The organism is Oceanobacillus sp. FSL K6-3682 (assembly GCF_037976165.1).
In the GTDB taxonomy this organism is placed as follows: domain Bacteria; phylum Bacillota; class Bacilli; order Bacillales; family Amphibacillaceae; genus Oceanobacillus; species Oceanobacillus sojae.
Window position 1 is genome coordinate 3961913 of record NZ_CP150263.1, and the last position, 12276, is coordinate 3974188.

General features: G+C 38.5%; 10 protein-coding genes. All 10 read right to left on the reverse strand.

The genetic code is table 11. From position 1 onward, the window contains the following. Positions 1 to 386 precede the first annotated feature (386 nt). The 10 genes from MHH51_RS19375 to MHH51_RS19420 all read right to left on the reverse strand — a co-directional run bounded on the left by MHH51_RS19375 (position 387) and on the right by MHH51_RS19420 (position 12256). On the reverse strand, positions 387 to 2015 hold the full coding sequence (locus MHH51_RS19375) for a PTS transporter subunit EIIC (protein ID WP_339283067.1): 1629 nt from the start codon (positions 2013 to 2015) through the stop codon (positions 387 to 389). Between the two features lie 321 nt (positions 2016 to 2336). Continuing rightward, positions 2337 to 3743 (reverse strand): Sapep family Mn(2+)-dependent dipeptidase, encoded by a 1407-nt coding sequence (locus tag MHH51_RS19380; protein ID WP_339283069.1) that lies wholly within the window; start codon positions 3741 to 3743, stop codon positions 2337 to 2339. Next, positions 3736 to 4392 (reverse strand): transaldolase family protein, encoded by a 657-nt coding sequence (locus tag MHH51_RS19385; RefSeq protein ID WP_339283071.1) that lies wholly within the window; start codon positions 4390 to 4392, stop codon positions 3736 to 3738. The genes MHH51_RS19380 and MHH51_RS19385 overlap by 8 nt, the downstream gene beginning before the upstream one ends. Before the next feature lie 47 nt (positions 4393 to 4439). Continuing rightward, positions 4440 to 5609, reverse strand: a complete 1170-nt coding sequence (locus MHH51_RS19390) for an iron-containing alcohol dehydrogenase (RefSeq protein WP_339283073.1) — start codon at positions 5607 to 5609, stop codon at positions 4440 to 4442. Between the two features lie 20 nt (positions 5610 to 5629). Then, a complete protein-coding gene (locus MHH51_RS19395; protein WP_339286326.1) occupies positions 5630 to 6076 on the reverse strand; it encodes a hypothetical protein in 447 nt (148 codons plus the stop codon). Then, positions 6073 to 6339, reverse strand: a complete 267-nt coding sequence (locus MHH51_RS19400) for a hypothetical protein (RefSeq protein WP_339283075.1) — start codon at positions 6337 to 6339, stop codon at positions 6073 to 6075. The genes MHH51_RS19395 and MHH51_RS19400 overlap by 4 nt, the downstream gene beginning before the upstream one ends. Before the next feature lie 59 nt (positions 6340 to 6398). Next, positions 6399 to 7784 carry a tryptophanase gene (locus tag MHH51_RS19405; protein ID WP_156985047.1) on the reverse strand — a complete coding sequence of 462 codons (1386 nt, stop codon included), beginning with the start codon at positions 7782 to 7784 and terminating at the stop codon, positions 6399 to 6401. Between the two features lie 194 nt (positions 7785 to 7978). Beyond that, entirely contained in the window at positions 7979 to 8605 is a 627-nt protein-coding gene (locus tag MHH51_RS19410) for a PAS domain-containing protein (protein WP_339283078.1), read from the reverse strand. A gap of 348 nt (positions 8606 to 8953) precedes the next feature. Beyond that, complete coding sequence (tkt, locus tag MHH51_RS19415) at positions 8954 to 10963, reverse strand: transketolase (RefSeq protein ID WP_339283080.1); 2010 nt, start codon at positions 10961 to 10963, stop codon at positions 8954 to 8956. Between the two features lie 18 nt (positions 10964 to 10981). After that, positions 10982 to 12256 (reverse strand): PTS ascorbate transporter subunit IIC, encoded by a 1275-nt coding sequence (locus MHH51_RS19420; protein ID WP_147210019.1) that lies wholly within the window; start codon positions 12254 to 12256, stop codon positions 10982 to 10984. Positions 12257 to 12276 lie beyond the last annotated feature (20 nt).

Here is a 12276-nt window from a genome sequence, read left to right on the forward strand (position 1 = left end):
CAAAGGAATTTAACAGAAAAGTTTAAATTAGTCAATATTTTTTATCGAATATTAAATATTTATTTGAATTATATGATATTTTCACCGTATAATAAATTTTGTTTCAAAATTACTTACGGTTGAAGAATATATTCTTTGTAGTCCTTTTAAAGTTCCTGATTATAAAAGTGACTCTCTAACATGGTAGAAAGTCACTTTTTGAGTTTTGACGGTTCTTTTTTGTATTTTTTATTAAAATTTATGACTTATTAATACATTTTTTCCATCATTATAAGGTAAGCTCTCTCTACTCATCTATAAGATATATTCCCCACTGTATTGAATAATTTGCCTATTTTACAAAAAATTCTTTAGTAAATATAAATAGCTCAAACAAAAAACGTTTTTTACTCCATTCCCAATCTCTCTTTCACCTGCGCAGCTAATGTAATAACATGTGTACCAAAAATAATTTGGAGAGCATTATCATTTCTGACTACTCCCTTGGCACCAAGTGATTGCACCCATGTATTATTATTTTGAACTACGCTGCCGTCCTTCACCTTCACTCTTAATCTCGTTGCACAGTTGGTAATGTCGATAATATTACTTTTGCCGCCCAGTGCCGCGATAATACCGTCAATTTGATCGTTCTTTTGATTTGGCTCCTCATTCTCCCTGTTATCCTGCTGATCTTTATAATCTTTTTTCGAAAATAATTTAATGATTCCTTCGCCTTCTTCACGACCCGGTGTTTTAATATTAAATTTAAGAATATCCCATCGGAATAAGAAAAAGTACGCTGCGAAATATGCAGGGATTAAAATGAGTAAGAACATCGCATGCACTTTGTCAGGCTGCAGCAGATTCGGAAACATATCGCGTACTGCTGTACCAATAATCGAAACATGTAACATTTCCGTTAATACATAGGACAATCCCGATAAAGGAACATGAATCAAGAAATATAGTAATGGTTGAACAAATAAGAAGGTATACTCAATCGGTTCGGTAACACCAATTAATACCGCTGTTAAAATTGCGGGAATCATAATACTTGCTACTTTTTTGCGGTTTTCCTTTTTCGCTACTAAATACATTGCCAGTGCTGCACCAGGAAGTCCTCCAAAGTGGAATAAAATTCGCCCGGTGGTAAAGTTGCGGACAATATACTCACTTGCTTCCGGCGATCCCATCTGTGCAAGCATAATATTTCGTACTCCTTCAAATACCGTACCATCAATCAACATTTCTCCGCCTACTCGGGTATACTCAATTGGAAAGGCAATTAAATGATGAATGCCAATTGGTAATAGCGCACGGTCCGCGGCGCCGAATACAAAAGTCCCTATCAGACCGCTTGTGGTAATAAAGTTACTTAAGCTTGCCAGCCCTGCTCCAATATACGGCCACACATAGTAAAGAAATATTCCAACGGGAACAGCTGCAATAGAAACAAGGATAATAACATATCTCGGTCCAGAGAAAAATGACAAAGCATTTGGAAGCTGCTTCTCACAATATCTATTATGAATCATACTGGTTACTATTCCGGCAATCAGACCGGAGAAAATACTCATATCATACGTAAAGATGCCTAAAACCGTACCAAACAAAGAGTTATAATTTTGAGCCTCCAGTGTAGAATACCCTGATTCCATTAATGCCTCTACAGTTGTGGTTTCAGGAGTAAGCCCGTTAATCGCAAGCATTGAATTAATTACAGTATTTAATCCCAGGAAGATTACAAGTCCAGCAAAAGCTGCCCAGCCTTTTTCTTTTCTTGCCAAACCATACGAAAGGCCGACTGCAAAAAATACAGGAAGGAAACGCATAACCATAAAACCTAAATCATTAATAATTACAAAGAAACCATGAAGTAAATTTCCTTCTTTAACCAGCCAGCCTAAATGAAGTGCTTCAACGTTTTCCATATTAGCAAACGCAGACCCTATTCCAATGAAAATTCCGGCAACTACTAATAAAATTACTGGAATCATCATAGAACCGGCAAATGCCTGAATTCTTTCTTTCATCTTAATTCACTCCCTATTATTTAACTTAAGGTAAACTCCATGCTGATAGGATTGACTTGGATTTCTGTAAAAATAAATCTGTCAGTATACATAGCCTAATTAAAATAAATCTTGCTGTTGATTAAAGAATAATACTATTTTTCTCGGATAGGAGTATCTTGGGATAATTTTAAGGAAACATATCCTTTAACCAATAATTAATGCTTAATAATTTAGCTAATATTGGTAATTATTATGTTATGGAAACCCTTCATTCACTGAAGCGGCTTCATTACAAAGTTTGAAATATTGTTTTATTACTATGAGATAAGCATTGTACTTTTAAGATTTTGTCGCTAGTAATCGTATGGTTTCACAATAAATCATAACGGCCTTATAAAGAGTTTGCAGTTTAATCCGCTCATTTGGCTTATGTGTATTCGGGATATCTCCCGGAAATGTTGGGCCGAAAGCGACACAGTTTTGCAATGCTCTCGAGTAAGAAATTCCACCCTTTGTAATACATTCCGGCGTATTTCCAGTTATATTTTGATAAGCCTGCTGCAGGGTCTGAATTAATTGTGATTCCCGATGAATATATAAAAGCCCGAACTCCTTATATATTGTAAAATTCAAATTATTTTTCTCGCAAAAATTCTCCAGGTTTCTCTTGGCCACTTTTGATTCCTGTCCTTTGGGATAACGATAATCAAAACCAATTTCGAGCTTTTTATTTTGATATAATAAGTAAGGTATGCTGAATGTAGTTATACCCATATCCTTATCCTCTAAGAATAGCCCTAAATTTTCCCCGTGAATATCATTGCAGAAATATTTGATGAGAAGCTTTTTTAATTTTAGTAGACTTCCGTTCGCATTTTCGATTGCCATCAGATCTTTAGCAAATCTAAATAATGCATTTTCTCCTTTATGCGGATTTCTGGACAATGCCTTATCTCCTTTATAAAAAGCTATGATGTAGCTGCCTGCAATAACCGTTTCCTCCGCACCTTCCAATAAGTCTTTTAATTCCATTGGATAGGAGCTCTCAAAGACTACTCTTAACCTTTCACAAATATATCCCCGCTGCTTCTCACTCTCTATTTCTATCAGATGATGAGGGTATGCGTCAGCTGACGGCTCTATTTTCTGAAAGAATGTCCCCTGAAGTACTCCCTTTTCTCCATGAACAATCGGAAAATCTCCATCTGGAGAGAATGCCATCATTGGCTGGGCATTATGCTTAAAATAATGATCCATACACTCCCACGTTGTCTCTTCCGCGCCGCCTAAAATAATGCGGACCTTTCGATCAAATTTAAAATCCAGATCACGTAATATTTTTAAAGCATAATAGGCAGCAAGTGCAGGAGCTTTATCGTCATTTACGCCTCTTCCATATAGATAATCTCCATGCCTTGTTAAAGTAAACGGATCAAAAAGCCAGTCTTTTTTTTCCCCTTCCGGAACAATATCCAAATGCGCCAAAATACCAATGATTTCATTGCAGTCACCATGCTCAACATGCATCGCATACCCATCAAAATTAGTGCTTTTAAAATCATCCCGCTCAGAAATTGCTGTCATCCGGTCAAAAATTTCCCGAATTTCATTTCCAAATGGCGCACCTGGCTTTTTGGTCTCCTCATCTCTTACAGAACGAATTGCTACCAGTTCGGCCAAGTCTTCCATCAGCTGCTCCTCATAAAGCTGCAGCTTCTCCTGATATAATCGGATATAATTATTCATTGGAAAAACCCTCTACAGTCAGAACCTGATCCATATCCTTTTCAAACTGCGTTAATCCAGATAATGTAGAGGGGTGCTGAAAGCTTTCCTTCACTAATTGATATGGAGCAGCAATATAATCACTGTATAAAGCAGCCCGATTCAGTTGAAATTTATTACGAACACTTGCGGCAACCACTTCGGTTTGATAGTTTTTTAATCGGATAATGTTGGAAACCTCTTCTACAAAGGCCATTCCATCTACGCCAATTTCTTCATTTCTGGCAACGAATAAGAATAAGTAATCTACACCGGTGTTTAGCGCCATCATTGCCTGGTTTATATCAAAGACTAATGTCATGGCAGTTCGTATCTTTTCTCTGCGTAAATGATGGACCATTTTCAGAGCGGAGGGAGAATAATTCAGCTTAATAATGATTTCTTTGGATACCGCAGTAATTTGATTAGCTTGGTTTATCATATCCGGCAGACGGCTCCCAACGACCTCTGCTGTCAGTAATCCATCCTTTTTGCTGTTTCGTTCTAAAAAATCATAGAAGCTGATATTTTCTTTGAGGTACATGGAAGGATTTGCTGTAATTCCTGCCACTCCCCATTCGATAGCTTCGTCGATCTCCTGCTGATTACCGGTATCAATGAAGTATTTCACCGTTTCACCCCATTCCTGCCATCCCACATCAATGTCGATGGACTCTTTTAATTCTTCTGCTGCAAGCTTTCATTAAATATTTTTTGTAAATTCTCTGCGTTTGTCAGCGGCAGGTTAAATACTAGCTTCTTCCTTATTGCTTCGGCAATCGACTCAGGCATCTCCAGTGTATACAAGGAGGCATCCAATTCAATTGCTTTCAGAAAATTTATCAGCGTTCCAGCTGCTTTTTCACCAAATCGCTCTGAATTTTTTGGAACATAATTTTTAAAAATGATAAGGAGTTCACTCATTTTATCGGGAGCAATCCCACTTACATAATCAAAATAAGTCGGGTATACAAACGCCAGGGTCTCACCATGAGCCAAGTCAGGATAGTATCCATTTATTATTTCTCCTATTGGATGCGGAGCTTCCGCACCTGCATTAGACAAACAGATACCTGCAACCGTATCCGCGTAAGCTAATTTTTTCCGCAGTTCCATATTCTGCAGATCGTTAAGAAGCTCAGGCAATGCATCCACAATCATCTCTATCGCTTGAAGCGACAGCGATTTTGTTAAATTAGACGCCCTGGGATTTAAATAGCTTTCCATCGCATGGCTTAATGCGTCAAAACCGGTAATTGCTGTCGCTCTTTTTGGAACTGTCAGCATTAGCTCTGGATCAATCAGGCCAATCTCGGGTATCAAATCGGGATGAAAAATCGTCATTTTATCATTAGATTCAGAATCTGTGATTACAGCAGCCTGGGTCACTTGGGATCCTGTACCAGAAGTTGTCGTAATCGCAATAACCGGAAGCATTTCTGCAGCTTCAGCATTATTAGCAAAAGGATCTGAAAACCTTTGAAAGCATTCTTCCCAGCTCAGCGCTTCATTCTTTGTGAACAAGGCGATAGCCTTCGCTGTATCAAGGGATGATCCTCCGCCATATCCAATAATGAAATCAACCTTCTCTTTTCGAGCCACTCCAATTCCACTGTTCACCATATCTGTTGTCGGATTCGGCTTTACCTGATCAAAAATTGCATATTGAATGTCATTTTCTTTTAAGCTTGCCGTTATCTCCTCAAAATACTTTTCTCTCCCTCGATCTTTAAAAGGAGTTCGAACGATTAAACATTTTTTTCCTATAGATACTGCAGCCTTCCCTGCTTTTTTCCGTACACCTTGACCGAAATAAATTTTGGTTGGTGAGTAAAAGTAAAATTCCACGCTTTCCCTCCTCTCAGAGACTACTCTCCAAAATGCTCGACACTTGCTGTATCAATTGCTTCACGGCATGCCTTTACTCCTGCTGTAATACCGTCTTTATATTTAAAAATACCTGAAGATAAAATAATCACATCCGGTTCTGCTGCTAACATTTCGGATAAATTATCATCTCTTAAACCTCCGTCTACTGCCAACTCGCAGGATGGATTTTTTTCATTAATAAGCGCTCTTGCTCTTTTAACCAAATCTATCGAAGATCTTCTCCAGCCCCAGTTATCTTTCCCATCTGTTTCATCCACTCCATGTGTTACAATATGCAGCCGGTCAATATCATAAACAGATTCCTCCACAAAGGATAGCGGTGTATAACAGCCAATTGTTAAGCCGACCTTCATATTAAATTCCCGGCAATAATTGATAATATAAGCAAGCGGTGCACCGATAAAATGTTCAGCTGGAATAATCAGCCAGCCGCAGCAATTTTTTCAATAAATAAACGATCACATTCACGTGTATAAATATGACATTCAATCGGTTTATCTGTCACAGGCTGGATTCCCTCAATAATCTGATGACCTCCCATTAGCTGCATATTTTTCAAATCATGCATATCTGCTGCATCGGAATGAATATAATCTGCTCCGGCGTCAGATGCCTCCTTCACAATATCTGCAATATGTCCATAGTCTACATGTGCAAGTCCCGCTGCAATTTTAATATATTTTTTCATTTTCTTTTCCTCCCGCTGTTATGAATTATTTTGATCAGAATAAACGTAATCTGTCATTTTTATAGAAGTTCAAATCCTGCTGTAAAATGCCTTAAGGATGTAACTGAACCCTCGTAGACCAGCTTCATTCCTTTATATTGCTCCCGATTTTTGTATATCTCTCCAAGAGCATTTGCAATAACATCCATATGACTGTTTGTATAAACCCGTCTTGAAATGGCAATCCGCATGGTCTCAATATCCGGGAATATATCTTCACCGGTTTCCGGATCCTTTGAGCCAAATGCACATGCTCCTATTTCTACTGCACGGACACCGGCTTCTTCATAAAGAGCGACAACCAGTCTCTGAGATGGGAATTCATGCTGTGGTATATGCGGGAAAAATCTTCTTCCATCGACATAAACTCCATGTCCTCCAGTCGGCTCAATAATTGGAACACCTTTTTCTAATAAACGATCCCCCAGATATTCGGCCTGTTTTATCCGGTATTCCAAGTACTGCTCATCGCAGCCTTCCTGAAGCCCTACAGCCAGCGCCTCTAAATCTCTGCCGGCCAGCCCTCCATAAGTGATAAACCCTTCATGTACAATTGCCATCTGCTGTGCTTTCTCTAAAATATCTTTGTTTCTCGTTACAAATAATCCGCCGATATTCACCATGCCATCCTTCTTGGAGCTCATTGTAGCAGTTTCGCAATAAGAAAACATTTCTCTCGTAATTTCTTTAATGGATTTATCGTGGTATCCCTTCTCACGGGTCTTGATAAAATAAGCATTTTCAGCAAGCCGGGCTGCATCAATAACTACCGGAATATCATATTGTTTTGCCAATTCACTGACCTCACGGATATTTTGCATGGAGACCGGCTGACCTCCATTATTATTGCAGGTTACGGTTATAATCACGACAGATATCTGTTCCGGCCCATTTTCATCAATCAGCTGCTGCATTTTATCTAAATCAATATTTCCCTTAAATGGCTGTGCCGGGCTGGCAGTATCCTTCCCGGCATCCACTACGTAGTCGACTGCCAATGCTCCCAGGATTTCCGCATTTCCTCTAAATGTATCAAAATGCATATTACCAATAGCAAATTTCCCTTTCTCTGCATAAAGGTTTGCCATGATATAATCTGCTGCTCTCCCTTGATGTGTCGGCTGAAGGTATGGCATCCCAAAGACATCCTGGACGGACTTCTCCAGTTTGAAGAAGCTTTTAGACCCTGCATACGATTCATCCCCAAGCATTAATGCAGACCATTGTTCACTGCTCATGGCAGAAGTTCCGCTGTCTGTTAAACAATCAATATAAACATTTTCCGCTTTTATCTTAAACGCATTATAGCCAGCTTCCTTTAACCATTGCTGTCTTTCATCTTTTGTTGTTTTTTTAACTCTTTCTACCATCTTGATTCGAAATGGTTCTGCTGTCATAAAGTCCATATCACATCTGCCTCTCTTTTATTGATAATAATTTATCACCTTGATAATATTTTACCACCATAATAAAGCGTTTACAATACGTTTTATTTATTTTTGTGAATTTTATAATTTTTACAAACAAAAAAACCTTCCAGTACAAGCAGTTAAGTACTAGAAGGGCTGTATTTTTTGCTATTCTTCATTAAAAATTTTTTCTATAATTTACTTATATAACGGTAAATGGATGTTTCCGATGCGTTCATTACTTTAGAAAGCTCTGCCACGGAGCCTTTTAATAGAAAGAGTCCTTTTTCATCCAAAGCACGAATCAACTCAATTTTCTCTTCAGTGGACATTCTTTCAGGAGGAACTTCTGTTTTATTCATTACCTCCTGAATGGTTTTATGCATTAAATCTTCAAAGGATAAATCAAAGCTTTCATAGTAATCTTCGGCCTGCTCTGTTGTTTCGGTTCCATTAATTAAGCGGTTTATCAGGGAACGAAGCTCGATAAGCTCATCAACCTTAAAGTTAATTGTAACAATACCAGCCAACTCTCCATCTTCATCTTTAATAAAATAAGTAGATGAGCGCAGCTTACTGTGGTCTGCAGAAAAAGCTCGGTAGTTAATAATGGCGGATTCATTTTCATAGATTCCCTGTTCTAAGAATCTTTTTTCAATGCTTGGCATAGGACTTCCCACGCTGACCCCCTCATTCCTTGCATTATAAACGTAAGCCACCTGGCTTTTTTTTGCGTCATACAGAATGATCTCTGCATCAGAACCAAGCGACCTTCCCATAAATTCGATAAATGGTATGTATGTATTTAATATTGACATCTGAGACTCCTCCTGTTTATACAATTGGACCGATATGTATTTTGCTTTGCAGCATAACTACTCTTTGTTATTTTATTACATTTGTAAATGTAATTATATCATTTTGTAAGCGTTGTTTACATGAATTATGAATGAGCTTGGGGATGCTCTTTAAATTAGCTGTATTTAATCAGATGGCTGGATGAAAGGTTAATTAAAATTTGCACAGTTGTTGCGTTCCTTTATTATCATTATTTCAAAAATAGCGGGTAAGGTCATCTTCAATGACCTTACCCGCTAATCTTATAATATGCTTATATTTATAGAAAAACTTAATCACTTTTCATTTCATGAATTAAATCGTTAATTTTACACTTTTTCTCTACTATTTTTCTCTTCCAGCCTTTTAAATCTATCAGCAATATTTTCAGGATAGTAACCAAGCTTCCCAGCTAATTCCTGTCCATCTCCAGACTCCCCAAAATGATTAATGGTCAACATATCTCCATCAGCTCTGACAAATTCTCTCCAGCCGATAGATGAACCCATCTCCACCGCTAAAATATTCTTAATCTCCTTAGGAAGAATTTCATTTTTGTAAGCATCATCCTGCTTTAAAAACAGCTCCCAGCTTGGCATACTAATTACATCAACATATACTTCTTCTTTCTCTAAAATTGCTTGAGCTTTTATTGCCAGTTCTACTTCGGAACCAGTTGCGATTATTTTGCCAGTCGCTTTTCCATTACCTTTGGATATAATATAAGCTCCTTTTTTCACACCCTCTTTATCTGCGGTTTCTAATACAGGTACGTCATGTCTGCCAAGAACAATCGCAGTCGGAGTCTCCTTAGAATGAATCGCAATTTCCCAGGCAGCCGCAGTTTCATTAGCATCTGCCGGTCTAATAACATTTAGATTCGGCATCGCTCTTAATGAAGCCAGGTGCTCTACCGGCTGATGGGTAGGCCCATCCTGCCCCAGCATGATGCTGTCATGCGTAAAAATATATATCAATGGCTTATTCATTATCGAAGACATTCGTATAGCTGAACGCATATAGTCAGAGAAAACCAGGAATGTACCGGTGTAAGGTTTAAGCCCTCCATGTAATGCCAATCCGTTAGCAATCGAAGCCATACCAAATTCACGAACACCATAATTTATATTTCTTCCGCTATAATCATTTCTGCTTATAAAATTACTTCCATTAATGGTTGTCTTATTGGAGGAAGCTAAATCAGCAGAGCCGCCTATTAATGGTATTTTATCAGCAATCGCGTTCAATACTTCTCCAGATGCAGAGCGGGTTGCTACTTTTTCTTTTTCAAAGTTTATATTTATTTCTTCTACTTCAAAGTTATTTTCCATTGACGCCAGAAATTCTTCAGACAGCTCTGGATATTTTCTTTGATACGCTTCTAATAAATTCTCCCATTCGTTTTCACTTGCTTTTCCATTCTCAAGGATAGCAGAGAAATCTTTTTTTACTTCATCTGGAATATAAAAATCTTCCGTAAAATCCCATCCGTATGCTTTTCTAATCAAATCGGATTCTTCCGGGCCAACAGGATTACTGTGAATAGCTGCTGTTCCACTTTTATTGGGAGAACCGAACCCGATGATTGTTTTCACTTCAATTAATGTTGGTTTATTTTTCTCCTCTTTACCCGACTGAATAGCTTTTTCGATTTCGTTTATATCATTTCCATCCTCCACGCGAATGACCTGCCATCCCATTGATTCATACTTTTTTTGGACATCCTCTGAATTGGTATCACTGAGATCACCATCAGAGCACACATCATTAGAATCATATAACACAATTAATTTCCCCAACCCTAAGTGCCCTGCCAGAGATACGGATTCCTGGGCTACACCTTCCATTAAGTCTCCATCACCACATATCGTATACGTGTAATGATCCACAATATCAAAATCCGGTTTATTATATTTCTCTGCCAAATGTGCCTCAGCAAGTGCCAGACCGATTGTCATAGCAAGCCCTTGTCCCAATGGCCCGGTGGTAGCTTCTACCCCAGGGGTTATATCAACCTCGGGATGACCTGGAGTGATACTTCCAAGTTTTCTAAAGGTTTTTAAATCATCAATTGAGACCTCATATCCGCTTAAATGCAGCAATGTATATAATAAAATAGAGCCATGGCCGGACGTTAGTACAAATCTGTCGCGATTATACCAATGCGGATTCTCTGGATTATGATTCATCACATTTTTAAAGAGTGTATATCCCATCGGTGCCGCTCCTAAAGGCATTCCTAAATGACCGTGATTGGCATTTTCTACACTGTCAATCGCCAATGTTCTAATTGTAGCAACGGATAAATCTGATATTTTTTCTATTGTCTGTGTTCTCATTTATATCATCCTTTCAGTTTATAGCAAACCTAATATGAATTTTCCAATGTAATAGACTAATAATCCAACAATGGTAAAGTCCGTCTCTGGAAAAGCAGTTCCCACCAGACCGATATTTGCCATGATTGGATAGATAATTGCTGGTCCAATTGCAATCAGAATACCTACAACAAAGCTTCCTGCCATGGCGCCCTTCCAGCCTCCGGTAGCATTACCGAATACTCCTGCTGTCGCTCCTATGAAAAAGTATGGAACAGCAACAGGGATAATGACGGACATTTCGAGAATACCGAATAAAAACATGCATAATAGTCCGCCTGCATAGGCAGATAAAAAGCCTATAACAGTTGCAGTTGGGGCGAATGGAAATACGACAGGACAATCCAGCGCCGGTTTTGCATTTGGTATCAATTTTTCAGAAATACCTACAAATGCATTCACTATCTCCCCTAACAGCATCCTTACACCAGTAATAATGACATACAGTGCAGCAGCAAACGTCAGCCCCTGGATTAACGGATATACCAGCCAATTGGTTCCTTCCGAAATTGTTTCAACAAATTGTGGCCCTGCGGCAAACGTAGCTACGTAAAAGAATATAATGATAGTAATACTGACACCGACGACATAGTCTTTAAACATAGAAAGCCATTTTGGCAGTTTTAAATTTTCTGTTGTATCCTCCGGTTTACCAACCTTAGATCCTACCCATCCCGAAATGGCGTAACCTACACTTACATAATGACCCAAAGCAATTTCATCATCACCTGTAATTTTTCTCATATACGGCTGAGCAATAGCCGGGAATAGGCAGGCTGCCAGTCCCAAAATAACTCCTCCAACCGCAACAATTGTAAAATTACTTGCATCCAGCGCTTTTAAGATAACCGTAAGCAATGCTGCAAAATAAAGGTTATGCTGCCCTGTCAAAAATATATATTTAAATGGAGTAATCCTGGCAAATAATAAATTGAACAGGAAGCCAAAAAGCATAACAAGAGATACAACCGTCCCAAACCTGTCCTGTGCTAAAGCTGTAACTGCTTCAGCTAATGGCAGAACACCATCCAGACCAAACCCTTCACCAAAAAGAGCCTGGAAACTATCCAGAGATAAAACCGCTGCACCTGAACCAATTGAAAATATCAGGAATCCTACAATCGTTTTCAAAGTCCCTGTTAACGTTTCATCAAACGGCTTCTTTTGCAGAACAAGCCCAATAAAAGCCATTAACCCTACAAGAATTGCTGCAGTACCTAATAAATCAATGGCAAACGCCCTTAAAAGTTCCACTACGATTCACCCTCTCTTGA

Coding starts and splice junctions, on each gene's coding strand:
- tkt (WP_339283080.1), bottom strand. CDS start 10,963: ATGAGAACACAGACAATAGAAAAAATATCAGATTTATCCGTTGCTACA.
- MHH51_RS19410 (WP_339283078.1), bottom strand. CDS start 8,605: ATGTCAATATTAAATACATACATACCATTTATCGAATTTATGGGAAGG.
- MHH51_RS19400 (WP_339283075.1), bottom strand. CDS start 6,339: ATGAAAAAATATATTAAAATTGCAGCGGGACTTGCACATGTAGACTAT.
- MHH51_RS19380 (WP_339283069.1), bottom strand. CDS start 3,743: ATGAATAATTATATCCGATTATATCAGGAGAAGCTGCAGCTTTATGAG.
- MHH51_RS19405 (WP_156985047.1), bottom strand. CDS start 7,784: ATGGACTTTATGACAGCAGAACCATTTCGAATCAAGATGGTAGAAAGA.
- MHH51_RS19375 (WP_339283067.1), bottom strand. CDS start 2,015: ATGAAAGAAAGAATTCAGGCATTTGCCGGTTCTATGATGATTCCAGTA.